The organism is Nesterenkonia lutea (assembly GCF_014873955.1).
GTDB lineage: Bacteria > Actinomycetota > Actinomycetes > Actinomycetales > Micrococcaceae > Nesterenkonia > Nesterenkonia lutea.
The window spans coordinates 478,252-504,827 of sequence record NZ_JADBED010000001.1 but is presented as its reverse complement, the minus strand read 5'-3'; the positions used below and the strand labels follow the sequence as shown (position 1 = coordinate 504,827).

General features: G+C 68.9%; 25 protein-coding genes. 9 read left to right on the top strand and 16 right to left on the bottom strand.

The annotated features are described in order from the left end of the window. Positions 1 to 37 precede the first annotated feature (37 nt). On the top strand, positions 38 to 259 hold the full coding sequence (locus H4W27_RS02390; protein WP_192594509.1) for a hypothetical protein: 222 nt from the start codon (positions 38 to 40) through the stop codon (positions 257 to 259). Between the two features lie 45 nt (positions 260 to 304). Here H4W27_RS02390 and H4W27_RS02385 read toward each other — a convergent pair whose 3' ends face one another. The 4 genes from H4W27_RS02385 to H4W27_RS13735 form a co-directional block, all read right to left on the bottom strand. Then, on the bottom strand, positions 305 to 817 hold the full coding sequence (locus H4W27_RS02385) for a CinA family protein (protein ID WP_192594508.1): 513 nt from the start codon (positions 815 to 817) through the stop codon (positions 305 to 307). Positions 818 to 989: 172 nt separating this feature from the next. Continuing rightward, positions 990 to 3,083, bottom strand: coding sequence for a DUF5719 family protein (locus tag H4W27_RS02380; protein ID WP_192594507.1), 2,094 nt, complete (start codon positions 3,081 to 3,083; stop codon positions 990 to 992). Further along, entirely contained in the window at positions 3,080 to 6,733 is a 3,654-nt protein-coding gene (locus H4W27_RS02375; RefSeq protein WP_192594506.1) for a glycosyltransferase family 2 protein, read from the bottom strand. Before H4W27_RS02375 ends, H4W27_RS02380 begins: the two co-directional genes overlap by 4 nt. Before the next feature lie 56 nt (positions 6,734 to 6,789). Further along, positions 6,790 to 7,404, bottom strand: a complete 615-nt coding sequence (locus tag H4W27_RS13735) for a WhiB family transcriptional regulator (protein ID WP_192594505.1) — start codon at positions 7,402 to 7,404, stop codon at positions 6,790 to 6,792. Positions 7,405 to 7,584: 180 nt separating this feature from the next. Between H4W27_RS13735 and H4W27_RS02365 the strand changes: the two genes are divergently transcribed. Next, positions 7,585 to 8,445, top strand: coding sequence for a TIGR03089 family protein (locus H4W27_RS02365; RefSeq protein ID WP_192594504.1), 861 nt, complete (start codon positions 7,585 to 7,587; stop codon positions 8,443 to 8,445). A gap of 165 nt (positions 8,446 to 8,610) precedes the next feature. Here H4W27_RS02365 and H4W27_RS02360 read toward each other — a convergent pair whose 3' ends face one another. The 5 genes from H4W27_RS02360 to H4W27_RS02340 all read right to left on the bottom strand — a co-directional run bounded on the left by H4W27_RS02360 (position 8,611) and on the right by H4W27_RS02340 (position 14,287). Further along, positions 8,611 to 9,273: a GtrA family protein gene (locus tag H4W27_RS02360; RefSeq protein WP_192594503.1), complete on the bottom strand. Its 663-nt coding sequence runs from the start codon at positions 9,271 to 9,273 to the stop codon at positions 8,611 to 8,613. Further along, positions 9,270 to 10,706: a mannose-6-phosphate isomerase, class I gene (gene manA / locus H4W27_RS02355; protein WP_192594502.1), complete on the bottom strand. Its 1,437-nt coding sequence runs from the start codon at positions 10,704 to 10,706 to the stop codon at positions 9,270 to 9,272. The genes H4W27_RS02360 and manA overlap by 4 nt, the downstream gene beginning before the upstream one ends. 19 nt (positions 10,707 to 10,725) lie before the next feature. Next, positions 10,726 to 12,369, bottom strand: coding sequence for an LCP family protein (locus H4W27_RS02350; RefSeq protein ID WP_192594501.1), 1,644 nt, complete (start codon positions 12,367 to 12,369; stop codon positions 10,726 to 10,728). Next, positions 12,366 to 12,872 carry a 5-(carboxyamino)imidazole ribonucleotide mutase gene (gene purE / locus H4W27_RS02345; protein ID WP_225939200.1) on the bottom strand — a complete coding sequence of 169 codons (507 nt, stop codon included), beginning with the start codon at positions 12,870 to 12,872 and terminating at the stop codon, positions 12,366 to 12,368. Before purE ends, H4W27_RS02350 begins: the two co-directional genes overlap by 4 nt. A gap of 122 nt (positions 12,873 to 12,994) precedes the next feature. Continuing rightward, positions 12,995 to 14,287 (bottom strand): 5-(carboxyamino)imidazole ribonucleotide synthase, encoded by a 1,293-nt coding sequence (locus H4W27_RS02340; protein ID WP_318782092.1) that lies wholly within the window; start codon positions 14,285 to 14,287, stop codon positions 12,995 to 12,997. A 189-nt stretch (positions 14,288 to 14,476) separates the two neighbouring features. Between H4W27_RS02340 and H4W27_RS02335 the strand changes: the two genes are divergently transcribed. Together H4W27_RS02335 and H4W27_RS02330 are read left to right on the top strand one after the other, a co-directional pair. Then, positions 14,477 to 15,721: a S8 family serine peptidase gene (locus tag H4W27_RS02335; protein WP_318782091.1), complete on the top strand. Its 1,245-nt coding sequence runs from the start codon at positions 14,477 to 14,479 to the stop codon at positions 15,719 to 15,721. Next, entirely contained in the window at positions 15,718 to 15,996 is a 279-nt protein-coding gene (locus H4W27_RS02330) for a hypothetical protein (RefSeq protein WP_192594498.1), read from the top strand. The genes H4W27_RS02335 and H4W27_RS02330 overlap by 4 nt, the downstream gene beginning before the upstream one ends. Before the next feature lie 36 nt (positions 15,997 to 16,032). On the opposite strand, the gene H4W27_RS02325 is transcribed toward H4W27_RS02330, so the two are convergent. Then, positions 16,033 to 16,332, bottom strand: a complete 300-nt coding sequence (locus H4W27_RS02325; protein ID WP_192594497.1) for a putative quinol monooxygenase — start codon at positions 16,330 to 16,332, stop codon at positions 16,033 to 16,035. 128 nt (positions 16,333 to 16,460) lie between these two features. Then, a complete protein-coding gene (glpX, locus tag H4W27_RS02320; RefSeq protein WP_192594496.1) occupies positions 16,461 to 17,525 on the bottom strand; it encodes a class II fructose-bisphosphatase in 1,065 nt (354 codons plus the stop codon). A gap of 193 nt (positions 17,526 to 17,718) precedes the next feature. On the opposite strand from glpX, the gene H4W27_RS02315 reads away from it, so the two are divergent. The 4 genes from H4W27_RS02315 to H4W27_RS02300 all read left to right on the top strand — a co-directional run bounded on the left by H4W27_RS02315 (position 17,719) and on the right by H4W27_RS02300 (position 20,099). Further along, positions 17,719 to 18,348, top strand: coding sequence for a DUF4245 domain-containing protein (locus H4W27_RS02315; protein ID WP_192594495.1), 630 nt, complete (start codon positions 17,719 to 17,721; stop codon positions 18,346 to 18,348). After that, entirely contained in the window at positions 18,345 to 18,974 is a 630-nt protein-coding gene (locus tag H4W27_RS02310) for a carbonic anhydrase (RefSeq protein ID WP_192594494.1), read from the top strand. Before H4W27_RS02315 ends, H4W27_RS02310 begins: the two co-directional genes overlap by 4 nt. Positions 18,975 to 19,051: 77 nt before the next feature. Further along, positions 19,052 to 19,585, top strand: coding sequence for a prepilin peptidase (locus tag H4W27_RS02305; RefSeq protein ID WP_192594493.1), 534 nt, complete (start codon positions 19,052 to 19,054; stop codon positions 19,583 to 19,585). A gap of 4 nt (positions 19,586 to 19,589) precedes the next feature. Further along, entirely contained in the window at positions 19,590 to 20,099 is a 510-nt protein-coding gene (locus H4W27_RS02300; protein ID WP_192594492.1) for an NUDIX domain-containing protein, read from the top strand. 103 nt (positions 20,100 to 20,202) lie between these two features. Here the strand turns inward: H4W27_RS02300 and H4W27_RS02295 are convergent, their stop codons facing one another. The 3 genes from H4W27_RS02295 to H4W27_RS02285 are packed head-to-tail and all read right to left on the bottom strand — an operon-like array spanning position 20,203 to position 23,125. Further along, the gene (locus H4W27_RS02295) at positions 20,203 to 21,624 is read right to left on the bottom strand and encodes a class II fumarate hydratase (protein WP_192594491.1); all 1,422 of its coding nucleotides are present in this window, start codon (positions 21,622 to 21,624) and stop codon (positions 20,203 to 20,205) included. 58 nt (positions 21,625 to 21,682) lie between these two features. Continuing rightward, positions 21,683 to 22,531 carry an alpha/beta fold hydrolase gene (locus tag H4W27_RS02290; protein ID WP_192594490.1) on the bottom strand — a complete coding sequence of 283 codons (849 nt, stop codon included), beginning with the start codon at positions 22,529 to 22,531 and terminating at the stop codon, positions 21,683 to 21,685. 45 nt (positions 22,532 to 22,576) lie between these two features. Further along, the gene (locus tag H4W27_RS02285) at positions 22,577 to 23,125 is read right to left on the bottom strand and encodes a MarR family winged helix-turn-helix transcriptional regulator (protein ID WP_192594489.1); all 549 of its coding nucleotides are present in this window, start codon (positions 23,123 to 23,125) and stop codon (positions 22,577 to 22,579) included. A 161-nt stretch (positions 23,126 to 23,286) separates the two neighbouring features. Between H4W27_RS02285 and H4W27_RS02280 the strand changes: the two genes are divergently transcribed. Further along, positions 23,287 to 23,994, top strand: a complete 708-nt coding sequence (locus H4W27_RS02280; protein WP_192594488.1) for a rhomboid family intramembrane serine protease — start codon at positions 23,287 to 23,289, stop codon at positions 23,992 to 23,994. 71 nt (positions 23,995 to 24,065) lie between these two features. Here H4W27_RS02280 and H4W27_RS02275 read toward each other — a convergent pair whose 3' ends face one another. Further along, the gene (locus H4W27_RS02275; RefSeq protein WP_318782377.1) at positions 24,066 to 25,376 is read right to left on the bottom strand and encodes a PhoH family protein; all 1,311 of its coding nucleotides are present in this window, start codon (positions 25,374 to 25,376) and stop codon (positions 24,066 to 24,068) included. Between the two features lie 347 nt (positions 25,377 to 25,723). Next, positions 25,724 to 26,506, bottom strand: a complete 783-nt coding sequence (gene uppS / locus H4W27_RS02270) for a polyprenyl diphosphate synthase (RefSeq protein WP_192594486.1) — start codon at positions 26,504 to 26,506, stop codon at positions 25,724 to 25,726. Between the last annotated feature and the right edge of the window lie 70 nt (positions 26,507 to 26,576).

The following is a 26,576-nucleotide window of genomic DNA, read 5'->3' as shown; positions in this document are numbered from 1 at the left end:
CGTGGAAGACCACCCGTATAGAGGAAGAACAGGAATCATGAACAAGGCTCCCATCACCGCGGTCGCTGTTGTCGCCCTGCTGGCTCTCACCGGCTGTGACACCCAGACCGGTCCCGCTGACGAAGCTGAACCGGAAGAGGTCACAGAGAGCGCCCCGCCAGTTCTCGACAGCGATACCGGCCCCTCCGATGAGGACGTGGAAGACCTCGACGACGACGAGGTGGCGGACGCCCCTGCAGAGGACGAGGAATCGGACTAGAGCACGAGAAAGCCGACTGAGACCTGGGCGATCGGACCGTGAAGCTCAGCGTCCTCCGGGCACTGAAGCACGGTGCTGGTTCAGCACTGATCGCAGCAGCCGCAGGGAGCACAGCTGGGTCTGCGCCAGCACCTCCAGCGGCTCACCGGAGAAGTGATGAAGTTCGGTCTCCACCTCGCCCAGCACCCCAGCGGCCAGCCACGTGGTACCGGGCTCCTGCCCCTCCTGCCCATCTGGTCCTGCGGCCCCGCTGGCCGCTGCCCCTGCGTCGGCGTCGAACATCGCAGTGACCCCGTTGACCATGCTGATGACTGCTTCTTCGGATATCACCGGCCCGGAAGGGACGCCGAGCACACCGTGCTTGGCTGATGACTGGTAGGCCACCACTCCGCCCACAAACCAATCACCGGAACCTTTCGCCGCCGCAAACTGGTTGGCCAGCTTCCCGCCGGTCAACGATTCGGCGACCGCGACAGTCAACCCTCGCTCGCTCAGTATTTCGCCGATGTCTGCGGCGACCTCGGAGGCTTGTTGCTCCGTACTTTCGACACTCTCCATGACCAGGTCCTTCCGCGGCTAGGTGGCTCTCAGGGGTGGGCGCAGAACCGGGACTGCCACGCAGGAGTCGGACCGTGGAGATCAGGCCCGTGACGTTGAACCAGTCCAGGACCATGAGTTTACTCGGCCTCTTTCCCTCATGGTCAGCAGCAACACCCCGGCTGCGGGCTTCTCAGCGGAGCAGACGCACGGGAACGTACTGGTCGGCACCGCGCAGCGGCGAGACCGGCGACAGGCTGATCTGTTCCTCGTCCTCACCGTCTGTGCTGGCCAGCATGGCATGGACGCTTCCCTCTCCGGTGAGCTCAGGCGCAGCAAAGACGACGACGCCGGCCTCCGCTTCGCCGTCCTGGGTGTCGGGCGCGGCGGAGGCGATGTCCTCTGCGGAGATGATGCCTCCGCCGTCGGCGGCAAGCTCGACGGTCTGTTCCTCGCCGAAATCACCCTCGGTGTCCATCACCCGGTAGGCGACGGTGCCTCCGGCGCCGGAGGCGAACAGCCGCAGCTCAGACTCCCCCACCTCGGGCAGCAACGTGCCGGAGCCCTCGGTGAGGGCATCCGCCGGGGCGGCCCAGCTGAAGTCGGTGCCTGCTGCGGAGTCGCTGCGGATCGCGGCATGGGCAGGAACGTCGGTGCGCACGCGGATGTCCGTGACTCCGGGCTCGAGGCCCTGGAGGTCGATCACGTCGACCTCTCCCCCGTCCACGGTGAACACGCCAGGAGTGTCGATGCTCTGCTGCCCGTCCTCGCCGTAGACCTGGAGCTCCACTGTGGCGCCCTGATCTCCTGGGACGTGGATCCACAGCTGTGGCGGGGTCGGCCCGGCCGGTTCTTCCTCGTCCGTGTCTTCTTCAGGGTCCGCTTCGTCTTCCGCAGTGCCCTCGGCCTCGCTGATGCCTTCCGGCACGGAGACCCTGGGGATGACGTGACTGGTGCCGGGCTCGGTCAGCCCCGGGAGGAACTCGATCCCGGTGCCGGTGACGCCGGAGCCTCGGGAGGACTGCAGCTGGGCGGTGACCGGGGCTCCCGAGGAGCGGACCGAGATCCCCAGCTCAGTTCCGGCGGAGGCCAGTCCGGCGATGTTCACTGCGCGGGTGGTCTGTCCCGGGACCACCACGGAGCGGGCGCCACGGGTGCCGCGGTCGCCCTCAGAGTCCACACTGGTGACCTCCACGGTGGCCGAGCGATCGAAGGGATTCGCCAGGGTGAGCAGCGAGGAGGCTCCGGCGGCGATCTCGGGGCCGAAGAACCACTGGGTGCGTTCCGGGGCCGTGCACTCGCCCACCGCGAGACCTGCCACCGGGCCAGCGTCGGCCTGGTACTCGTAGAGGGCGGCGGCAGCCAGCGCGCCGCCGTCGGCTGCGGCGTCGACGCTGAGCAGCGGAGGCCGGACCGGATCGGCTGAGGACTCATAGACGGCCTCACGCTGGCCCAGCGGGGCTTCTTCTGCGGCGGCCTCCGAGTCTGGGGCCTGCGTCTCGGAGCCCTCGGTCAGCGTGATCTCATTGACCCGCGACTCCTGGTTCAGCTGGGCCCACTCGGACGCGGGGAAGCTTCCACTGAGATCCGTGGCGAAGAGCACCGCTGAGAACTGCGCGGAGGCCGAGGAGTCCCGATCACGGTATTCCAGCTCACCATCGGTGCTCAGCGAATCCGGCTGTCCGGGCATGGGCGGGCAGATGAAGCTCTGTCCGCTGCGCGGCGCGGCCACGGCGGCGGCGCCCAGAGCGGCGGCGTTCTCGCCTGCTCCGGCACCGGCTGCCGCCTCGGACCGTCCATCCATCAGTCCGTCCAGCACCACGGAGCCGACCAGTGCCGCGAGGACGCTCACCGTGACGACGACGGCGGCCGTCCGCGTCCCCGCGCCGCGGGTGCCGGCTGCGGAGGAATGTTCTCCGGCTCGACGGTCCCTTCGCGAGCCGCGGGCCCGGGGGTCGGACGAGGGGTCGGGCGAGGACGCGGCGGCGGCTGCGGGCGTAGGTGCGGGCGTGGGTGCGAGGGTCGTGCTCGATGTCCGCGTGCTGGCCGCCTGGTCCTTCGGCGCCCGCTCTCTGGATGCCGTGGCGGCGTCCTGCTTCTCAGCGAGGCGCTGGGCCTTCTGCTCCTCGCGCAGTCGCAGCTCATCAGCCTTGAGTTCGGCGCGGGCGGCGGCGGCCTCCTGTTTGGCTTTCTCCGTGGCGGCGCGCTGCTGCTCGCGGATGGCCCGCTCCCGGGCGCGGCGCTGCTCCTTGATGAGCTTTTTGACCCTGACCTTTTTGGCGCTCATCCTCGGCGTCCTTCCAGCTGATCGGTGTTCGCCACCGGCAGGATGCGTGTCCCCCGCGGCAGCGGGAGGGCGATCAGCATCACCAGCAGCAGGAAGGCACCCAGGGCGATCAGCACGGGAAGCTGATACAGGCTGCGATGCTCCGCGCTCAGCTGACCCTGCAGGCTCTCACCCTGAGCAGACAGCGCTTCGGAGGGCAGCTCGAAACGCTGCATCCAGGCGGCTGATCCCGCTGCACCGTCCTCGGTCGGCTCGGCGAGCACGGTGGCCGCCTCCAGGGCCTCACCCTCCCAGCTGGCCTGCCAGCCGTTCGCGGCTTCGGTGGCCAGCTCCAGCAGGTACTCGCCTCCCGGGTCCAGACCCAGCCCGGCGCCGTCGTCCGCTGTGACCTCCTCGAGGTCCACACTGAGCTTCTGCTCCTCGGCGGACAGCAGCGCCTGGACCTCGCCCTGCGGGTCCACGATCCGCGCCCAGGCGGTGGGCACTCCGGAGATCCCCTCCGCTGCCGGAAGGAGGTTCTCCTCGTCGACCTCGGCGCGCCAGAGCTCACCACGATCGGTCCTGCCCACGGAGATGAGTCCGGCGGCGGTGTCCACGGCGTCGGTCAGCGCGGCGGGCTCGCCCGGGTCGATGAGCACGTAGCCGATGCCCAGCTCGGCCATCAGCTCCTGGGTCTGCACGGCGCCCGGGGTGATCAGCGCAGCGATCAGCGCGGAGAGGCGCTGGTCGGCGAGGGAGAACTCGGCCTCGGCGTCAGTGGCAGGGGCGGCGTCGGCGGGCTGACCGGCGGTGCCGCCGAGCAGTTCCGGGATGCGCTCGGGCTGGGCCCACAGCGGGGCATCGCCGGCAGCGATCACGGCGCGGGACTTGTCCAGCGTGCGGCCCTGGCCGGAGACCAGCTCGCCGATCACCCCGGGATCGGCGGAGGAGAGCACCAGTGTTCGCAGCTGTGCAGGACCGTCGCCCTGGTCCGCGGCGGTGGCGGGCAGCTGACGCACGGATCCGGGTTCGATGAGCGTGGGCGCGGCGTTCACGGCGGTCAGCGGCTGCCCGGTCAGCTGCGCACCCGGGGCCATGCGGGGGCCGTAGAACAGCACCAGTGAGGCACCGATGGAGAGGACCAGCAGCGTGGAGATCACAGGGGTGATGGTGCCGCCCACGCGGGGGAAGGCCAGCGGGAACCGGTCCAGCGAAGCCATTCCGGCCGCGAGCAGACAGAAGAGCATCACCGAGACCACGGGGCCCGGATTGCCGCCGATCACGGCGGTGCCGTCGGATCCGGCGGCGAGCAGCGAGACCAGCACCGAGAGGCCCAGGGCTCCCAGCAGGATCGCTCCGGCCACGATCGGCAGCGGGCGGGTGCGGCCTCCGGTGAACATCCCCAGCAGGGCGATCAGCAGCAGCGGCAGACCGATGAGCAGAGCAATGCGAAGGTTCCAGAAGTCACCCTCGAGGTAGCCCGGCAGCCAGGATCCGGAGGCTCCCGCGGCGGCGAGGCCTGCGGCCGGGTCGAAGGCGCGGGAGAAGCCGAGCAGCTGCTGCCAGACCGGCGCGGCATCGGCTGCCAGCGCGCGGCCGGGCTCGTGGACCAGCACGGACGCGAGGTTCTTGCCCTGGGTGAGCGCCGAGGCGATCATCGGCACAGCCACCGCGAGCGAGGTCAGCGGGATCAGCCACAGCGGACGTCCGCGCCGGCCCAGCACCAGCGCCAGGACCACCCCGATGATGACCACCAGGGGCAGCAGCGCCGGGGCGGCGGCGGTGAGCACCATCAGCAGCAGCGCGGCGCCGGTGGCGTACTCCCAGCTTCCGGCGACCCCGAGGCCGACGGCGGCGCGGCCCGCGGCGCGGACTGTCGCCACGACGGCCACCGGCAGCAGGATGTGGACCAGGACAGCGCCGATGCGGCCCTCCCCCACAGCGATGTGCAGGGTGGGCAGCGCCGCCCAGAGCAGCGCGGAGACCACTCGGCGGGAGGCCCGGGTGGACCAGAGGCCGGCGGCGTACCAGGCGGTCAGTGCGCTCAGCGGCAGCGCGAGGATCAGCAGCCAGACCAGCACGGCCGAGCCGTGGCCGAGGCTCAGCGCGGAGAGGACCAGCAGGATCAGGGTCAAGGGGTCCGCGGCGGAGCGCGCCCCGAGGCTGTCCACGGCGAGGAAGCTCAGCGTGTGGGCGAAGACCTCCTGCAGGGAGCCGGCCACGGGCAGGGCCGCGCCACCGGTGATGGCTTCGGCGGCCAGCAGCCCGCGGAAGGCGAGCAGCGAAGCTCCGATCACACCCAGCATCATCAGGAACAGGCCGAGCCGGTCGCCGGAGCGGCGGGAGGGCATCTCGTCGAACTCGCCGTCGGAGGCGCCGACCTCCAGGAGCGCGTCCTCGTTGTTCTCCCGCTCACCGGTGTCATCCGGCTCGCCGTAGAACCCGGGGGTGAAGCTGGTCCGCGGCGCCGAGACGGTCTCTGCGGTCATCGCCGACCGGCGCTGGTGCCGGATCGCAGCGGAGCTGAGCATCATCTGCGACTCGGCCTCCCGACCGGCGCGCAGGTGCTTGGCGGAGGACTCGATCTGTTCGTCGCGACGGAGCCTGGCGAGCGCGGCTCTGCGGCCCTGGGCGTCGAAGCGGCGAGTGTGCGCCGTCGTCCCCAGTCCGAGCAGGGCTCCCACGGCGGCGAAGAACTGACCCACACCGGCGTCAGGGACCTTCACCACGGTCATCCCGATCAGCCGCAGCAGCGCAGCCACCCACATTCCCAGCCACAGCAAGGGAACCGCAAGCGGACTGGCGTTGACCAGCCGGCGGCGGATCTGGCCGATCCGCTGCTGCGCGGGCAGATACAGGGTGCCGCCGAGGCGGTGCACGATCTCCCGGCGCGGCGGGTCTTCGCGCAGCACCCGGGCGGTGGGTTCGATGACGATCTGCGCGCCGACCTCGCGAGCCCGGCGGCAGAACTGCGCGGAGGCATAGTCTCCGCTCAGGCCGGGGTCGAAGCCGCCGAGGTCGCCGAAGAGGGGGGCGTGGACGAGCATCCCCGCGCCGGAGACGGCGGGGACGGCGTCGCGGCCGTCGTACTGGCCCTGGTCCAGCTCTTTCGGCTCGGTGCCGGTGAGCACCTCGCCGGAGCGGGCGCTGAACAGTCCCACGTTGACCAGACGTTCCGGGGTCTCGGCGTAGAGCTGCTTGGCGCCGATCACCTGGATCTGGGAGTGGTGCTCCTCATCCTTGACCGTGAACAGCCGCTCCTCGAGCCGCTCCAGGGCATCCGTGGTGGGGATGGTGCCGGCGGGGAGGATCCAGAGCCACTGGTGGCGGGGGTTGAAGCCGTCGGGCAGCTGGCGCTCCAGGCTGCGCCAGAGCTGGGTGTTCTTGGTCCCGGTGCTTCCGGCGGTCGCGCTCTGGCGTGCGTGGCGGCGGTCCTCGAGCAGGTGCGAGTGCAGCGAGCGGGAGAGGTCCTGGACCCCGCGGTATTCGGAGGCGGAGAACTCGATGATGGTGTCCGGGTGTCGGGTCTGCGCGGCGATGGCCTCCCGCGCGCGCTCGGCGGCGCTGGTGTATGCCTCGCCCGGCGCAGAGTTGGTCGGTGCAGAGTTGGTCGGGTCCGAGTTGGTCGGGGCGGGCTTGCCGGACGCAGAGTCGATCGGGGCGGACGGCAAATCGCCGCCGTCGTGCAGTACGACAGCGGCGATATGTGGTCCTGAGTGAGCGTTGATCAGAGTGCCCGTTTCCGCAGCTTGCGCCGCTCCCGCTCGGAGAGGCCGCCCCAGATCCCGAAGCGCTCGTCATTGCCCAGCGCGTAGTCCAGGCACTCCTGCTTCACTGTGCAGGCGCCGCAGACCTTCTTGGCGTCACGGGTGGAGCCGCCCTTCTCGGGGAAGAACGCCTCCGGGTCGGTCTGCGCACAGAGGGCGTCCACCTGCCAGGCGAGCTCGCCCTCGATCTCCTCGGTGGGGACCAGTGCGGGCAGACCCAGCCACGTGGTGGTGGACTCTGCGGTCCGGGGATCCGCGGTCCTCGGCTCCGCGGTGCGGGTGCCGGGGTTCGTCTGCGGGGTCTGCGTGCCCGGGTTCAGCATCTCAGTGCGGCGGGAAGGTGCCTCACTGAGCGCTGTGACCGGGGACGCTGCATCGGCCTGCCGCTCGGCCTCCTCGTGGGCGGAGAGGAAGGCGGTGGCCTGATCTTCGAGAGCCTTGCCGTGCTCCAGGCGCTCAGCGGCCTGGGGATCAGCAGGGTCGACGAACCAATCAGCAGGAACCTCGAGACCCGTCCTGCGGGCTGTGGCCGTAGTGCCGGGCCGTGTTTCGCCCAGCCGCTCTGCGTTCCCCATCAAAGGGCCTCCCGAGGTTTATTCCTGCCGTGTACTGCTCCTAATTACACTGGCGTAAGTAACGATCCGTCAAGTGCGCGACTAGAGTTGCCATTACCAGACCCCCAACCCCTCGTTCACGCCCGACACGCCGCCAGAAATCAGCTCGGCGCGAGGCGTGGCGGCGCCAGGAGCATTTTTATGACCCCGCTCACACTCTCAGGCACATCCGGTCAGTCCCCGCAGACCTTCCCGGCGCTGCTGGACCTGCTCGAATCCCGCCCTCAGCCGGCACTGACCTGGTACGGCGGGGCGGATGCCGAACGCGTGGAGCTCTCCGGACGCGTGCTGCAGAACTGGGCGGTGAAGCTCATCGGACTCTTCTCACAGGAGACTGAGCTCGAGCCCGGCGACACGGTCCTGGTGGACGCCGAGGCGCACTGGAAGGCCGCCGCGGTGCTGCTCGCCGCCGGAGCCCTCGGGTGGGAGGTCGAGCTCACCGCCTCCGGCGATGCAGAGACCGGAGCCGAACACACCGACGACGACGCCCGCGCCAGCGCCGCCGCGGCACTGGCTCCTGCGCTGATCATCACCGACCGGCCGGGTGACTGGACCGGTTCAGGCGTGCTGGCGCAGTCCCTCGGGGAGGCCGAGCTGGCGGCGCTGTCCCCCGGCCTGCTGGATGCCTCCTATGAGGAGGCCACCGGCGAGGCGCTCCCCGCCTGGGTGCTGGACATCTCCGCAGAGGTCCGCCAGCATCCGGATCAGCTGCCCGCGCCGCTTCCCCCGGTGGAGCTGCCTGTGGCGCAGGAGCTCACTGGAGTGGCCTCTCCGCCTGCTGGACTCGTGCTGGCAGGCGCACCTCCGCAGGTGGACTGGCAGGACTGGAACGTGGATCGCTGGGGAGCGGGCGTCGAGGCGACCGGGCCGGCCGGCGTCGTCGTCTTCGCCCAGATGCTCGACGCCTGGGCGCACAGCCGTCCTGTGGTGCTCTTCCAGGGCGATCCCGCCGCGCAGCCGGCCGCCTGGGAGCAGCTGATCCGCAACGAGGGCGTCCGCTGAGGCCGACGCCTGCTCGCCGGGGCTCGCCTGGGCCCGCGGGACCCTTCGCGCGCCTTCGCGCGCCCCTCCTGCATCTGTTGGGCACAAAACGGTGGAATCAGGCGCGGCCAGGCGCGTTATTCCACCGCGTCGCGCCCAATAGATGCTCGTACGCCCGGGCGGGACTCAGCGGCGGGTGATGCGGGGCGTTTCTCCGGTCCGCGGGGCGTCGGCTGTCTGCGGGGCGTCGGTGGGGTCCACGTCCTCCGAGACCTGCGCGGGACGCGGCGCCTCAGCGGCGCCTGCGCGCTCCTGAACTCCCGGTTCTGAGGCCTCCGGCTCGCGGGTCGTCGCGGCGGCATCGGCGGCGGGATCCTGCTCGGTGGGCAGGTCCGCCAGCTGGGAGCGGTCGGTCGTGAAGACCCAGTACTTATAGGCGAAGAAGCGGAAGATGGTGGCCAGCACCAGTCCGATCACGTTGCCGGCGATGAACACCTCGGTCACCGAGGTCAGGCCCAGCACGTATTTGGCGATGCCCACACAGCCGGTCTGGATGCCCAGGCCGATCGCGTTCATCACCAGGAACATCACCAGCTCGCGGGTCTTGCCGGTGGAGCGCTTGTGCCGGAAGGTCCAGTAGCGGTTGGCCACCCAGGAGAACATTGTGGCGACGACGCCGGCCACGACCTTCGCCTTGAGCTGAGAGTCGTCCATGGGCCCGCTGATCAGCCAGAGGAAGATCGCCGAGTCGATGATGAAGGCGACCCCTCCGACGGCGCCGAACTTCGCGACCTCGCGCCAGAGCGTGATGATGAGCTCGCGGATGCGCCGATATAGCTTGGTGATCATGGGCGGGGCTGCTCCTGGTCTGGGCTGACGGTGTCGACTGTGCGTTCGGCGGTGACCGGTGCGACGACGGTGGTGGCCACGAAGGCCTGGGCATGTGCGGCGGCCCGGATCCGGTGGCCGGCGGTCTCCGGCAGGAAGGCCGAGGTCCCGGCGGTCAGGCTCAGCATACGAGGCGGCCCTGGGTCTGCGGCCTCCCCGCTGGCGGGGTCAGCAGCAGTGGGATCGGCGGCGGGATCGGCTGGCGCGCTGAGCGTGAGCTCCCCGGCTGTGCAGAGCACGATCCCGTGACCCGGGCTCTCCAGCACGGCCTCGCCGGGGAACTCGATCCGCTCGAGCTCGAACTCCTCGAAGGGCGCCTGGTAGCGCACGCGCCGCGGCGAAGGGGTCGGTGAACCGGTCCCGGTCTCCCGGCAGGCGGTCTCGTGTACGGGGCAGTGCGGGACCGGCAGGACGTTGCAGTCAGTGACGCTGAGCAGCTCGTCGACGTCGAGATGCTTGCTGGTCAGTCCCCCGCGCAGCACATTGTCCGAGTTGGCCATGATCTCCACCCCGACCCCGTGCAGATAGGCGTGGAGGTTGCCGGCGGGCAGGTAGATCGACTCCCCGGGTTGCAGCTGGATCCGGTTCAGCAGCAGTGCGACGAAGATCCCCGGGTCCTGGGGGAAGGATCGGGCGATGTGCAGCAGCATCTGTGCCGCCCCGGAACCGATCCGCGCAGTGAGGTCAGCGTCTGAATCTGCAGCCGTGAGCAGGCCGGTCAGCTCCTCGGCCGCCGCAGTGGACTCCTCGCGGCCGCTGCGCAGGAGATATTCCAGAGCGCTGGCGTAGTCCTGCCCCGCCACATGTTCCTGAAGCTGATCCAGCACGCCGCGCGTCCGGTCAGCGCCGGTGAGCATCTCTGTCAGCGCACGCAGCTCTGCGGCGGCCTGCACGTGGGGCCTGAATCCGCACAGCGCGGAGAACTCACTCAGCGCCACGATCAGCTCTGGCTTGGCGTTGGGGTCCTTATAGCTGCGCCGGGGGTGGTTCAGCTCCAGACCCGACGCCTCCTCGGCGGCGAATCCGCGCCGGGCCCGCTCGGTGGTGGGGTGGGACTGGATCGAGAGCGGCTGTTCGGCGGCGAGGACCTTGAGCAGGAACGGAAAGTTCCCCGCGGGCTCCCCCGAGCGCTGCAGGTACTGCGGCAGATCGACCACGCCCTCGCCGTCGGCATGAACACCGGCCTGAGCTTCCGTGGGCCCAGCACCCGGGGCCACAGCGGCGCCAGAACCCTGACCCTCCGGGACCAGCTCCAGCGAGGAGGGATCGGCAGGATGGGCACCCATCCAGATCTCCGCCTGCGGGGTCGCCGAAGCAGCCCAGCCGAAGAGTTCGCTGAACGCAGTGGTGGAGCCCCATGCGTACTCGCGGACGGGGTTGATCATCCTGAACATCGGGAGAACCCTACCAGCCCTAATTCACGGGTTCGCAGAGGTAGTTCGTGGAGGCAGCCTGCTGCAGAAGGTCCACCTGACCGTTCTGCTGAGCCTCCACGAGATACTCCCGGGTCAGCTCGGAGCCGTCTGGCTGGGTGGGAGGCGGCGTGGAATCGATGGGTGCCGCGTCCTCCTCCACCGCATCGGCTGCCTGCTCCTGCGCCTGGGGGGCTGTCGCGAGCATCACACCGAGGGCCCCTGACTGCGCGGGCAGGAACCCAGCGGAGCCGAAGAGGCCGCCGTCGTCGTTCTGTTCCTGCTCATTGGCGATCAGCTGATCCACGCGCTGCTGGATGAGGTCGAAATCAGGGTAGGTGGAGAAGAGATTCCCGTCCGACTCGAAGTCCGGGGCGCCCAGCACGAGTCGCTGGGTCTGCTGTCCCTGTGCGTCCACGGCCAGGTCCAGGAAGGAGCCCAGCTGGGACTGCGGCAGGTTGGTCTCCACCACGTTGCCGCCCGCCTGCATGATCTCGCTGAAGCGCGAGAGCAGGGTCTGCGGGTTGAACTGCGACATCATGGCCTGCTGGATGCACTGCTGACGCTGGATCCGGTTGTAGTCCGAGCTGAAGGTCCGGGAGCGCGCATAGGCCAGCGCCTCCTGCCCGGAGAACTCATGCACCCCGGGGGCCCACCAGTTGTCGCCCCAGGTGCCGTCGGGCAGCGCGCCGCGGTAGGGCACCCAGCCCCCCGAGTCCACGGTGACCCCGCCCATGGCGTCGACGAGGTCCTCGAAGCCGCCCATGTCGATCATCACGTAGCCGGAGACCTCGAGGTTCAGCGTGCCCGAGACCGCGTCCATCATGGCCTCCGCGCCGGGATCCTCGGACTCCGGGTAGAGGTCCTGATGGTTGTTCATCACGTCGGTGTAGAGCGAGTTGATGATGCATTCGTCGCCGCAGTCATAGCCGGCGGGGTAGACCGTGTTCAGCGGGGAGTCCTCGCTGAACTGGGCGTTCTGGAAATTGCGCGGGATGGAGAAGATGATCGTCTCGGCCGAGTCCTCATTGACGCTGACCACGTGGATCGAATCCGGGCGCAGGCCCTCGCGGCCCTCGCCCGCATCGGCGCCCATGAGCAGGAAGTTGTACCGACCGTCCACAGCAGGGATCGCGGGACCGCCTGCGAAGATGCCGCCCAGCGCGGCACGGCCCTCATTGACCAGCTTGGCCGCGTAGCCCAGACCGCCGGAGGTCAGCACGATGAGCACCACCAGGACGACGGCGACGATCGGCTTCATCCCCGGGGCCAGGGAGGCGAAGTGGATCAGGCGGAAGGTGTCCAGCCACAGCAGCAGCCAGCCCAGCGCCAGCGCACCGAGCACCACCGCGCTCAGCCAGAGCATGAAGGGCTGGGTCAGCATGGAGAGCACCACCCCGCGCATGGTCAGGAACATCAGCCCCAGCAGCAGCGCGGTGAACCAGCAGGCCACCGTGACCGCGAGCGCGATCCGGCCGATCGTCTTGGAGCCGGCAGCGATCTGCGCGCCGCCGGGGATGAACAGGGTCAGCCCCAAGAGCATGAAGGCGCGACGCGTGCGGTCGGTCTCCGAGCCGCGCTGCGGGGTGCGGATCACATCCGGCTGCGCAGTGAACCGGTGGTAGCTGATGGCGGAGTCAGTCATCGGGCGCGGTACGTCCCCAGTTCGGCGGCTTCCTCGCGCAGCTTGGCCCCTTTGGCGTGGGCCTCGGCGGCGAGGGTGGTCTGGAAGTCCAGGAGCTTGGCGCGCAGCTCAGCGGCCTGGGAGGTGTCTCCGGCGGCCAGTGTGCGCACGGCGAGCAGGCCCGCGTTGCGCGCTCCGCCGACCGAGACAGTGGCCACGGGCACCCCCGCCGGCATCTGCACGATGCTCAGCAGTGAGTCCATGCCGTCGAGGTGCTTCAGCGGGACCGGCACGCCGATCACCGGCAACGGGGTCACCGAGGCGAGCATGCCGGGCAGGTGGGCGGCACCCCCGGCGCCGGCGATGATGACCCGGATGCCGCGGGTGTGGGCGGTCTTGCCGTAGCGGATCATCTCCTCGGCCATGCGGTGGGCCGAGACGACGTCGGCCTCGAAGGCGATGCCGAACTCGTCCAGCGCCTGGGCGGCGGCCTGCATGACGGGCCAGTCCGAGTTGGAGCCCATGACCAGGGCGACCTTGGCCGTGGTCTGGGCGGGAGCGTCGGCCGAATTTCCGGCCGGATCCTGGGAGGGGTCGCCGGCTGGGTCTCGGGCGGAGCCCTCCGGGGTCTGCGCGCTGGGCTTGGTCATGCTGGTCCTTCCACGATGATCTCGGCCACGTCGGCGGCGGCGCGGCGGACGCGCTGCAGCCGCGACCTGCGGGCTTCCCAGCTCTCCTGCGGAGAACGCGTCTGGGTCAGGATGTTCACGTGCCCGATCTTGCGACCCGGGCGGGCCTCTTTGCCGTAGAGATGGATCTTCGAGCCGTGGGAGCGGCGCATCGCGGCCGGGAAGGACCCCTGCAGGGAGCGCTCCCCCGGAGCGGAGCCGCCCAGCAGGTTCTTCATCACGGTGTAGCCGCCCGCCCCGCCCTTGACCTCCGTGGCGCCCAGCGGAAGGCCCAGCACGGCGCGCAGATGCTGTTCGAACTGGCTGGTGATGGAGCCGTCCATGGTCCAGTGCCCGGAGTTGTGCGGGCGCATGGCCAGTTCGTTGACGTAGATTCCCGGCACGATTCCGGCCTCGGGGTCCCCCGCGTCCTCGCTGATCTCGAAGAGCTCCACCGCCAGCATCCCGGTGACCTGCAGCTTCTCCGCGATCCGCCGCGCGATCCGCTCCGCGGCGGCGATATGAGCGGCGCTGGTGTGCGGGGCCGGAGCGATGACCTCGTCACAGACCCCGTTGGTCTGCGTGGACTCCACCACGGGGTAGAGCACCGTCTCCCCCGCCGCGGAGCGCGCCACCTGGGCGGAGAGCTCACGGGTGTAGGGGACCTTCTCCTCCGCGAGCAGGCCGGTGGGAGTCTCAGCCGCACGGTCGAACCAGTCCTGGGCGGCGTCGGCCTCGGCAGCGGAGTCGATCATCCGCACTCCCTTGCCGTCGTAGCCACCGCGCGGGGTCTTCAGCACCACGGGCCAGCCGGACTCGGTGCCGAAGTCGATCAGTTCCGCCACCGTGTGCACCTCGGCCCAGCGCGGATTGGGCAGGCCGAGTTCTTCGACGGCCCGGCGCATGGCCAGCTTGTCCTGGGCGTAGATCAGCGCTGCGGGCCCCGGGTGCATGGGGGTGCCGGCCTCGGCGAGCGCGCTGAGCACCTCGGCGGGGACGTGCTCATGATCGAAGGTGATCACGTCCAGGTCTGCGGCGAAGGCCGTGACCTGCTGCGGATCCCGGTAGTCCCCGAGCGTGGTGTGCGGTATGACCTGGGCCGCGGAGGAGTCGGCGGAGCCGGCCAGCAGGTGCAGCTCGATCCCGAGTTCGACGGCGGCCGGGGCCATCATGCGGGCCAGCTGACCGTCGCCGATCACCCCGACCCGCGGGGTGCCGGCTGGGCTGCGGGGGGCGTCGATTCGGGTGGGGGTGCTGTCCTGTCGCGTCACAGTCCCCAATTATGCGCCATGACCCCGCCGGGCCCGCACAGGGAAACACCCGCGCCGGAGGACGAGGTCCCGGACAGCTGAGAGTTGGAGATTCGGCGGGGCACTCGGCGGATATGCAGGTTTCGTCCCTAGCCTGGTGCGCACGTGCGGGCTCCAGCGAGGGACGGGACAGCAATGGGACGCTTTGTGGTGACATTCGACACCTCCGATGCCGAGGTGCTGGAACGGGAGGCGCCGGGTCTGCTCAGCGCCCAGGGGTTCTCCACCGACATCTACTTTCCACGCCTGGGCGTGGGCGTGGTGGACGGGGAGCCCGGAGAGCTGGAAGCTTTCAGCGGCAGGTGCAGAGAACGACGTCGGCCGATGAGCTACAGCCCTGAGCTCACCTATTACGCCACCACAGTTCCGCCGAGCGCCGCCGATCCCACTGCGGGGCCGGTGGAGGCCGCGGCCAGGAGTTCCGCGGACAGCGCCGAGCTCACCTGGGGGCTGCAGGCGGTGCAGATCCACCGGGCCCAGGAGGGCGGACAGACCGGCGAAGGCATGCGGCTGGCCGTGCTCGACACCGGTTTCGATGCGCGGCACCCCGACTTCGGCTCGCGCAGCGTGACTGTGGAGTCCTTCATCGCCGGGGAGGGACCCGAGGATGCCCATGGCCACGGGACCCACTGCATCGGCACCGCCTGCGGGCCCTGGACGACGCAGAGCGGACCCGGCTACGGCGTGGCCTCGGGGGTGGAGATCTACTCCGGCAAGGTCCTGGGCAAGGACGGCTCCGGCTCGGACACCTCGATCCTGGCGGGCATCGACTGGGCGCTGCAGAACGGCTGCCAGGTCATCTCGATGTCGCTGGGCGCGGATGTGCGCGAGGTCCATCCCCCGTACGTGACCGCGGGCCGTCGCGCACTGGAGCAGGGCTCCCTGCTGATCGCCGCGGCGGGGAACAACGCGGGACGCAGCGCAGGAGACCCGGGCTTCGTGGGGGCTCCCGCGAACAGTCCCTTCGTCATGGCGGTGGCCGCGCTGGACTCCGCGTTGCAGGTGGCGGACTTCTCCGCGCGATCGCTGCCCCATGACGGCGGAGAGGTCGACATCGCCGCCCCCGGAGTGGACATCTACTCCTCCTGGCCGAACCCGGAGCGGTACCGCAGCATCAGCGGCACCTCCATGGCCGCGCCACATGTCTCCGGGATCGCCGCCGTGGTGGCCGGAGCGACGGGTCTGCGCGGCCAGGAGCTCTGGGACGAGCTGATCCGGACCGCGGAGGAGATCGAGGATGCGGAGATCGCAGACGTGGGCGCCGGGCTGGCCGTCATTCCGCCGCTGGAGGGCGCGGCACCGGAGAGCTCGGGCTCGGAGAGTGCCGGGTCAGGGAGCGCCCGGTCTGACAGCGCGGGATCAGGGAGCGCCGGTCCAGGGAGCACCCGGGCATGAGCGCGCAGCAGTGGATCATCACCGTGGATGACGATCACCTCGACGCCATGGACGAGGTGGTAGCGGAGCTGCGAGAGGCGGGACTGGTCGTCGACAAGGTCCTGCGCAGTCTCGGCCAGATCACCGGCTACACGGAGGAGCCGACTGGATCGGCCGCGGGGCTCTCCGCCCAGGCCGACCGTCGGCGCCCGGATCTGAGCGCCGTCACGGGGGTGGCCTCAGCCGACGGTGCCCGCCGGCACAACATTGCTCCGCCCGACGCCGAGGTGCAGTGACGTCGAGGTGCAGTGACGCAGAGCCGCGGCGCGGAGCTATGGGAGCGGGGAGCCGGCGACGTCGAACTGATCGCCGCCCATCGCCCCGGAGAGCAGCGGCATCGCCTCTGCGATGAGCGCGCGGACGCTCGGCAGCTGGAGCGACTTCTGATGGGCTACGGCGGAGCTCCAGAGTTCCATGACGAAGACGGTGTCCGGGTGCTCATCGCTGACACCGACCTCATAGAGAAGACAGCCGGCTGGCTTCAGGTCCGGATTGGGGCGGGTGAGGATCGAGACGACCTCGTCTCGCGAGCCTGACGCGACTCCCAGCGTTCCCACATTCGCGAAGGTCATGGCTTCACAGTAGCGACGCGATGGGAGCCTGTCAGCACCTCCCGCAGAGACCGTCCCGGGATTTCCGAGGGCGCGGTGCACACCGGTGCTCACCCGCACCCGCACCGGCCCGCTGAGCGGGGCGACGGTCAGTTGCGGGTGTAGGACTCCCACTTGCGAGCCTGGTGCTCAGCGTCGATGATCCGGACGGTCCCGGACTTCGAGCGCATGACCATGGACTGGGTGCTCACCTTGTCGCCCTGGTATCGCACTCCGCGCAGCAGATCACCGTCGGTGATGCCCGTGGCGGCGAAGTAGCAGTTGTCGCTGGTGACCAGTTCGTCAGTGGTGAGGATCCTGCTGACGTCGTGGCCGGCGTCGAGGGCCTTCTGCGCCTCTTCCTCATCCACGGGAGCCAGTCGGCCCTGGATCACGCCGCCCACGGCTTTGATGGCGCAGGCGGTGATGATGCCCTCGGGTGTGCCGCCGACGCCCATGAGCACGTCAACTCCTGAGCCCTCGCGGGCCGCGGCGATGCCTCCGGCCACGTCGCCGTCCATGATGAAGCGGACGCGGGCTCCGGCTTCGCGGATCTCGTCGACGAGCTTGGAATGTCGGGGGCGGTCGAGCACGCAGACGTTGATCTGGTTGATGCGCTTGTTCTTGGCCTTGGCGATCAGATGCAGGTTCTGCTTGACCGGAAGGCGCAGGTCGACCATGTCGGCAGCCTCGGGTCCGGTGATCAGCTTGTCCATATAGAACACGGCGGAGGGGTCGAACATGGTGCCGCGCTCGGCCACGGCGAGGACCGCCAGCGCGTTGTTGTAGCCCAGGGCGGTCAGCCGCGTGCCATCGATCGGGTCCACGGCGACGTCAGCCTCGGGTCCGGTGCCGTTGCCCACGCGCTCGCCGTTGAAGAGCATCGGGGCCTCGTCCTTCTCGCCCTCGCCGATCACCACGACGCCGTTGACGTTGACCGTGTCCAGCAGGGAGCGCATGGCGTCCACTGCAGCACCGTCGGCGGTGAGCTTGTCCCCCATGCCGACCCAGGCGCCGCCGGCGATGGCCGCTGCCTCGGTGACGCGCACCAGCTCCATGGCCAGGTGGCGGTCCGGTTCGGAGTCCCCGACAGCGAGTCGAGCGGAGAGGTGGGAGAAGTCCTGGGAAGAGCCATCGTCGGAGCGTTTGCTGCGGTGCTGCGAAGAATCGTTCATGGGCTGGGGCCACCTTGTCGTCTCGGCATGTGGCCGGCCTCGTCGCCGACCCTGCAACGATCATAGCCGCGAGCCTCCAGGCTGCCGGAGACCGCGTCGGGAGATTGCGAGCTGCGACGCCGGCGGGCGGTGCGACAGAGACCTCCGTCAGCGGTGCGACAGAGACCCCCGTCGGCGGTGCGACAATGGGGGCGTGACCGAGCAAGAAGAGACCCCCACCCCGCAGCTCACCGAGTCCCAGGCCAAGCGGATGAATCAGCCCCTCGTCGGCATCGTCATCACGGTGGCGGTGACCCTGCTGGGCGTCTTCGCGGTCATGGGGCTGCGGCCTGAACAGGACGTCAGCTACACCCCGGACGAGAATGTCGGTGAAGCCGCCGGGTGGACCAATGACGTGACCGACTATGCCGCCATCGTCCCGGACCTTCCTGCGGAATGGAGCGCGAACTACGCCCGGTGGGAGAACCGCGCGGAGCTCGGCGTCACGGCCTGGGAGGTCGGCTACTCGATCGACGAGCAGAGCTTCCTGAGCTTCGCGCAGACCGATGAGCCCAACCCCGCCTGGGTCAACGAGGAGACCGGCCAGGCCGGTGCCGTCGGTGAGGAGACCGTCAACGGACTGAGCTTCGAGATCCGCGAGAACGAGGATGAGGACCGCCGGTACTACGTGTTGTCGGCCGAGGAGAACACCATCGACGGCACGGCTATCGTGCTGGGCGGCACCGCCGATGACGCGGAGTTTGAGACTTTCCTCCAAGCTGTCACCGAAGCGATCGATGTTGAGGTAGAAACAGAGGACGACGACGGAGGAGCTTCCGAATGACGGCATCGACCACAGCGGCCCAGCCGCTTCCCGCTGAGATCTGGAACCGGCTCAAGGCCGGCAATGAACGTTTCGTCTCCGGGGAGTCCGAACACCCCAATCAGGATGCGGCCCGACGCTCCTCCCTCACCGACTCTCAGCACCCCGTCGCGGTCATCTTCGGCTGCTCGGACTCCCGACTGGCCGCGGAGATCATCTTTGACGTCGGCCTGGGCGACATCTTCGTGGTGCGCACCGCCGGGCAGGTCACCGACGACGCCGTGCTCGGCTCCCTCGAGTTCAGCGTCTCCGAGCTGAAGGTCCCGCTGATCGTCGTGCTCGGCCACGACTCCTGCGGCGCTGTCTCCGCCGCGGTGCAGGCCGTGGACTCCGGCATCACCCCCACCGGGTTCGTGCGCAGCCTGGTCGAACGGATCACCCCCTCGGTGCTCGCCGCCCAGCGCGCCGGCATCACCAGCGTCAACGACACGGTGGAGGAACACGTCAAGCAGACGGCACACCGGATCGTCGACCACTCCCGCGTGCTCCACGACGCCGTGGCCGAGGGCCGCACAGCGGTCATGGGCGTGACCTATCGGCTGGACGAGGGCCGGGCCGACGTGGTCACCAGCATCGGCGAGGTCTGAGCCCGCTCCCCACCCCTGGGCTCCACAGCCGGGTCATCGCCATTCCCTGACGGGGTGATGCCCTCTAGGGTGGTGCCGTGATCGCGTTCATCGTCGAGCTGCTCGCCTCGGGCTCGCTCGCCCGCGTGATGGCGGGACTGCTGCTGCTCCTCGGCGGGGTGGTCTTCGCCGTCTGCGCGCTGGCTCTGAGTTTCAGCGACCTGCGCGAGCACCGACTCCCCAATCGCATCATCTACCCCTGGGCCGGCGTCGCTGTGGGACTGCTGATCCCCGCGGCGCTGCTGCTGGGTCAGCCGCTCGTGGCGCTGCGCGCCCTCGCCGCCGCGCTGATCTGGGGCACGGCCTTCTTGGTGGTGCGAATGATCAGCCCCCGAGCCCTGGGCATGGGCGATGTCAAGCTCGCCGTCGTCCTGGGGCTCTACGCGGGGCTCCTCGGCTGGGCCACGGTGCTGGTCGCCGTCGTCCTGTCCTTCCTGCTCGGCGGGCTGGTCTCCGCGGCGCTGCTGATCTCCGGGCGGGCCACCGCCAAGACCACCGTTCCCTTCGGCCCCTTCCTGCTTCTGGGCACGGCGCTGGCGTTGACTCTCAGCGGAGGCATCTCGCTAGGGTGAGGCCATGCCCACCCCTGATTTCATCAAAGCTCTGCGTCAAGACATCGGCACCAAGGAGCTGTGGGTCCCCGCGACCCGCGGCGTGGTGATCCGTCGGCCCGATCCAGTGGACACGGAGGACGGCGTCAGCGCCGAGGCCGAGGTGCTGCTGGTGCGCCGCGCCGACAACGGGGCCTGGACCGTGACCTCCGGGATCCTGGACCCGGGAGAGGACCCCGCTCTCGGGGCTGCCCGCGAGGTGCAGGAGGAGACCGGGGTGATCGCCCGAGCCGTGCGGGTGGCCGGGGTCTTCGCGACCGGGCTGGTGCGCTATCCCAACGGCGACGCCTGCCGCTACCTGGACACCGTCCTGGAGATGGAGGCACTCTCGGGCGACGCGCGGGTCAACGACGAGGAGTCCGTGGAGGTCGGCTGGTTCCGCGTCTCGGCGCTGCCCGAGCCGATCAGCGAGGACCAGCGGATGGTCATCGACTGGGCCCTGGACGCTGGAGCCCCCGCCCGATTCCTCAGCTGAGACACCTGAACCTGCCAAACCTCCTGGCTGGTTGAGTTATCCGGCGGAAACGTTCCCACCGGATAACTCAACCAGCCAGGAAGGGTGGTCAGTATGGGCCCGATCAGCCGGGGCGGGTCATGCTCATCAGGTCCAGGGACTCATCCAGCTGCGCCTCGGTGAGGTCGCCGCGTTCGATATAGCCCAGCTCGACGACGGCGTCGCGCACCGTGAGCTTGTTCTTCACCGCGTGCTTGGCGATCTCCGCGGCGGCCTCATAGCCGATGTGCTTGTTCAGCGGGGTCACCACCGACGGCGAGGCGGCAGCCAGGAACGCGGCGCGCTCCTCATTGGCGGTCAGGCCCTTGATCATCTTGTCGGCCATCACGTAGCTGGTGTTCTTCAGCAGGCGGATGGACTCCAGCAGGTTCGCGGCCATCACGGGGATGCCCACATTGAGCTCGAAGGCACCGTTGGTGGAGGACAGCGCCACGGTGGTGTCATTGCCGATCACCTGGGCGCAGACCTGGATCGCTGATTCGCAGATCACCGGGTTGACCTTGCCGGGCATGATCGAGGAGCCGGGCTGCAGATCCGGCAGCGAGATCTCGCCCAGGCCGGTGTTCGGGCCAGAGCCCATCCAGCGCAGGTCGTTGTTGATCTTCATCAGCGAGTACGCGATGTTGCGCAGCTGCCCGGAGGCCTCCACGAGCCCGTCCCGGTTGGCCTGGGCCTCGAAGTGGTCGCGCGCCTCGGTCAGCAGCAGCCCGGTGTCTGCGGCCAGGTTGGCGATGGCCTTCTCCGCGAAGCCCTGCGGGGTGTTGATCCCGGTGCCCACGGCGGTGCCGCCCAGCGGAACCTCCGCCACCCGCGGCAGCGCGGACTCGATGCGCTCGATGCCGTAGCGGACCTGCGCGGCGTATCCGCCGAACTCCTGGCCCAGGGTCACCGGGGTCGCGTCCATCAGGTGGGTGCGACCGGACTTCACCACGGTGGCGAACTCCTTGGACTTGGTCTCCAGGGACTCGGCGAGATAGGCCAGCGCCGGCTGCAGGTCGTTGACCAGGGCAGAGGTGGCGGCCACATGCACCGAGGTGGGGAAGACATCGTTGGAGGACTGGGAGGCGTTGACGTGATCGTTGGGGTGGACTTCCTTGTCCGAGCCCTTCTCCGCCAGGTAGCGGTTGGCCAGCGTGGCGAGCACCTCGTTGGTGTTCATGTTCGAGGAGGTTCCGGAGCCGGTCTGGAACACGTCGATCGGGAAGTGCTCGTCCAGGTCTCCGGACTCCACCTGCTCGGCGGCGTGGACGATGGCCTCGGCGAGCTCGGCGTCGAGGACTCCGAGGTCCTTGTTGGCCAGCGCCGCGGCCTTCTTCACCCGGGCCAGCGCTTCGATGTGTGCGCGCTCCAGAGTGCGTCCCGAGATCGGGAAGTTCTCCACAGCACGCTGGGTCTGTGCGCGGTACAGGGCCTGGGCGGGCACCTTCACCTCACCCATGGTGTCGCGCTCGATACGGTATTCGGTCTCAGCAGTGTTCTGGGTCATGGCGTCAGTCTAATAACCGGACGCGCCGAACGTGCGACCTGCCGGACGGGGACGCCCGTCAGCGGACCAGGAATTCGATGAGCCCCCGGTTGAAGTCGTCTGAATGGCTGATATTCACGCCGTGCGGGGCGCCTTCGATGACCACCAGCTCGGACCCGGGCAGTGCGTCATGCGTCCGCCTTCCGGAGCCTTCGAAGGGGACCACGGCGTCGGAGTCTCCGTGGATGATGAGGGCAGGCACAGTGACGGCGTCGAGGTCCGCCCTGAAGTCCGTGTGCGCCCACGCGTCCATGGACCCCAGTGCGGCGGTGTGATCGGCCTGCCTGGCCAGTGCCAGCACCTCCTCGCGCTGTCCGTCGCTGACCGCCAGCTCCCCCTGGGCAGAGAGGAAATCCGTGGTGAACTGCTCGTAGAAGCCCTCCGGATCCTGCTGAAGTCCCTCGCGCATCTGCTCGAAGGTCTCCGCATCGAGCGGACCGTCCGGGTTCTGCGCCGACTGCATCAGGCACGGCGGGACCGCCGAGGCGAAGACCACCGAATGAAGGCGCTGGACTCCGTGGCGAGCGGCATAGCGAGCCACCTCACCACCGCCCATGGAGAAGCCGACCAGCGTGGCATCTTCGAGGTCCAGGTCATCCAGGACCCGCTCCAGGTCATCGGCGAAGGAGTCGTAGTCATATCCGGACCCTGGCGCCGCCGACCCGCCGAACCCGCGGCGGTCATAGGTGATCACACGGAACCCGGCGGCGATCAGGGTGTCGATCTGCGCGGACCAGGATTCTGCGGTGAGCGGCCAGCCGTGGATGAGCACCACAGGGCGGCCCTCGCCACCGTGGTCATCGATGTTGAGCGTCACGGCGTTCTCTGCCGCTCCGGCCTTCGCGGGCACTGCGGGGTTCTCAGTCATGTCGGACTCCTCCATGGCCTCAGGGTGATGTTCACCCAGCCTGGTTCATTCCACGCTGGTGATCAACCCATTGAGGAACTTGGCCACAGCCTCGCGCTCCTCCTCGGTGAGGGTCTCGACGGCACCGAGCATCCTGCGGTGCATCTCGCTGAGCGTGTCCCGGACCTCGTCATCGCCGGCGATCGTGGGCTCGATGGCCACGGAGCGACGGTCACCGGGAACCGGCACCCGCCGGACGTATCCGTCCCGGATCAGTCGATCCGCCAGCACGCTGACCGAGGCGGCGCTGATCTCCAGCTCATGGGCCAGGTCGCGCTGGCGCAGCAGCACGCCGGTGGACTGGGCGCGCAGCACGTGTCGCAGCGCGAGCAGGTCGGTCTCCCCCATGCCCATTGCATCGCGGGTCCGGGCGCGCATGCGCCGCTCAGACTCGCGGTACCTGCGCAGGAGGTTCAACACATCCACGGAGCTCGGCGCATGAGCGGTGCCGCTGTACCAGAAGCCGCTGTCCTTGGCCGGCCCGGTCACAGAGCTGGCGGCGGAGTCTGCTGAACCGACCTCTGGCGCCTCGCGGCGGGCCTCGTCCTTCAACATTCTCACCTCACGACGGGATCACGCGTCCATCGCCACTGAATAGTTTGCCTGCCTAAGTATCAGCTCGTCTCCCCAGATCTTAGGCCACGTGCTGGGCTGTGACCACCGTCGGCACCGGACGCACAGCGACCCGGGGCCGTTTGGCTCAGTAGCATGGGTGTATGAGCCGATCATTGCAGGACCCCCGAGCGGGCAAGGAGTTCAGCAGCGGGTCCGGAGATTCCTGGGGCTCGCTGAGTTCGGATCTGAAGTCCACCTTCGGACGGACCTTCCTCCCGGTGGTGGTGCCGCTGGCAGGGATGTGGGCCTTCTTCCTGGCCTCGTTCTTCACCGGGAACTGGATCAATCGCGCGCTCGGCCTGCAGGCCAGGGACGCCGACGGCCTGCTGGGGATCCTGTTCATGCCCCTGCTGCACGGCAGCCTGGGTCACCTGTTCAGCAACACGATGTCCTGGCTGATTCTGGGCGGGATGCTCTCCCTGCTGACCCGGCACTTCGTGAAGATCACCGGCCTGATCTGGCTGCTCTCCGGGGTCCTGCTCTGGATCGGCGGCACCCCCTGGGTCTGCCACGCGCCGGAGGGCTTCGACTGCGGAGGGCTGCACATCGGCGCCTCGGCGGTCATCTACGGCTTCGCCACCTTCCTCGTCGCCTACGGGATCCTGACCCGGCGCATTCTCGCGGTGGTGTTCTCCCTCGCTGTGCTGTTCCTCTATGGCCTGAGCATGCTGGTCGGCATGACCCCGATCAGCCCCGGCGGGGTGTCCTGGACCGGGCACCTGGCAGGGGCGGTGGCCGGCGTCGTCGTCGCACTGTTCTTCACCCGGCAGGCCCGAGCCGAACGGGCAGCACGCATCTCCCCCAGGTGACGACGCCCCAGGTGACGACGCGCGCTGCCCGCTCAGCAGGTCCGAGTCATTCCGCGTCCGGCAGCCCGGGCTCAGGCGTCTTCGAGCAGCTCCGTGACCAGCGCCGCGATCCGCGAGCGCTCGGAACGGGTCAGCGTGACATGCCCGAAGAGCGGATTCCCCTTGACGATCTCCACCACGGCGGCGATCCCGTCGTGGCGGCCCACGCGCAGGTTGTCGCGCTGGGCGATGTCGTGGGTGAGCACGATCTTCGAGTTCTGCCCCATGCGGGACATCACGGTGAGCAGCACGTTCTTCTCCAGTGACTGCGCCTCATCCACGATCACCCATGCGTCATGCAGCGAACGTCCGCGGATATGGGTCAGCGGCAGCACCTCGAGCAGTCCGCGGTGCATGATCTCCTCCAGCGCATTCTGCGAGACCAGGGCGCCGAGGGTGTCATAGACCGCCTGGCCCCAGGGGTTCATCTTCTCCGCCTCGGAGCCCGGGAGATAGCCCAGCTCCTGCCCGCCCACGGCGAACAGCGGGCGGAAGACGATGATCTTCTTGTGCTCCCCACGCTCCAACACGGCCTCCAGGCCCGCGCAGAGGGCGAGCGCAGACTTCCCCGTCCCCGCTCGACCTCCCATCGAGACGATGCCGAGCTCGGGGTCCATGAGCATGTCGATGGCCAGGCGCTGTTCGGCGGAGCGTCCGTGGAGCCCGAAGACCTCGCGGTCCCCGCGCACCACCTGCACGTACTTCCGTGAGGTGCCGTGCTGGTGCACCCGTCCCAGCGCAGAGCCGCGTCCCGAGGAGATCACCAGTCCGGTGTTGACCGGCAGCTCCTCGGCGTCCTCGAGATCGATCTTCTCGCCGTCGTAGAGCGCGTTGACCTGCTCCTCCGTGGCCGTCACCTCGGCCAGACCGGTCCAGCCGGAATCGGTGACCCACTCATTGCGGTACTCGTCCGCGGCGAGGCCCATGGCAGAGGCCTTGACCCGCATGGGCAGATCCTTGGAGACCACGGTGACATCGCGTCCCTCGTCGGCGAAGTTCTTCGCCACGGCCAGGATCCGCGCATCGTTGTCGGCTCCGCGGAAGCCGGCCGGGAGCACCTCCAGGGAGATGTGGTTGAGCTCCACCAGCAGCTCCCCGCCCTCATCGTTGAGCGGGATCGGACGGTTCAGCGCTCCGTGCTTGACGCGCAGCTCGTCGAGCAGCCGCAGTGCGGAACGGGCGAAGTATCCCAGCTCAGCGTCGTGACGCTTCTTCTCCAGCTCGGAGATGACCACCACGGGAAGGATGACCTCATGTTCGGCGAAGCGCAGGAACGCCTTGGGGTCCGAGAGCAGCACTGAGGTGTCGAGCACATAGGACTTCTGGGCGACTTCTCCGGCCACGGCTGAATCAAGCTCAGCTGTGCCGAGAGAGTCTGGGGTTGCTGGGGTCAGGTGCGAGGAGGCCACGGTTTCTCCATACCCGGGAACACAGAAGGTCCCGTCCACGAGCGGGGATGCACCGGTGAAGTGCATCTGGCTCGCGGCGGAACCTTGTACTGTCCCCGTATCGATTCTCAGGGTGTGGTCGGTTCGGCCCCGTGGGGCCGGTCCGACCCCTTCCACGTGATGCCTGGGGCATACGCTATCGGGCCTCTCCGGTCAGTGTTCTGACACTTTGAAGCGTACTCCTGGATCGAATTACATGGCAGTAGTTCGGAGCGTTCTCCGGTTACGAACGGGTGAACAGTTCAGTTGCCGAAGCGGCGCTGCCGCTGGGCGTAGTCACGCAGCGCGCGGATGAAGTCCACGCGGCGAAAATCGGGCCACAGGGCCTCACAGAAGTAGAACTCCGAGTAGGCCGACTGCCACATCAGGAAGCCGGAGAGGCGCTGCTCCCCCGAGGTGCGGATGATCAGCTCCGGATCGGGCTGGCCACGGGTGTAGAGCCAGTCAGCGATCGAGCCGGGCGTCAGATCCTGCGCCACCTCGCTGAGGCTGCGGCCCTGGGACTCGGCGTCGCGGAGCAGATCCTTGACCGCGTCGACGATCTCCTGACGACCGCCGTAGCCCACGGCGACGTTCACGTGCACGGCGGGCTCCTCCTCGGCGTGGGCCAGATCCGCATCCATGCTGCGCAGCCGGGCGGCGAGCGGGGCGGGCAGCAGCTCCGGCTGTCCCACGGGGTGCACCCGCACGGGCCGCCCCCCGGGCCGGGACTCGCAGAGGCGCTCCAGGGTGTCAGCGATGATGTCCATGAGCTGATCCAGCTCATCGGCCGAGCGGTTCATGTTGTCGGTGGAGAGCATGTACAGGGTCACCGTGGGCACGCCGAGCTCGGCGCACCAGTCGATGAACTCGACGATCTTTTTGGCGCCCGCGAGGTGACCGTCCGCCGTCGGCGTTCCCGCCAGCCGGGCCCAGCGTCGATTGCCGTCCACGACCACGCCGATGTGCTTCGGGATGCGATCCTTGGGCAGAGCACGACTGATCCGCCGTTCATAGACGGCATAGGCGAGATTGCGCAACCCCAATGGATCCTCCTGCAGTATTGATGCATTCCCCACCCTAAGGGACGGTCGGGTGATCCGGGCTGGGCTGATC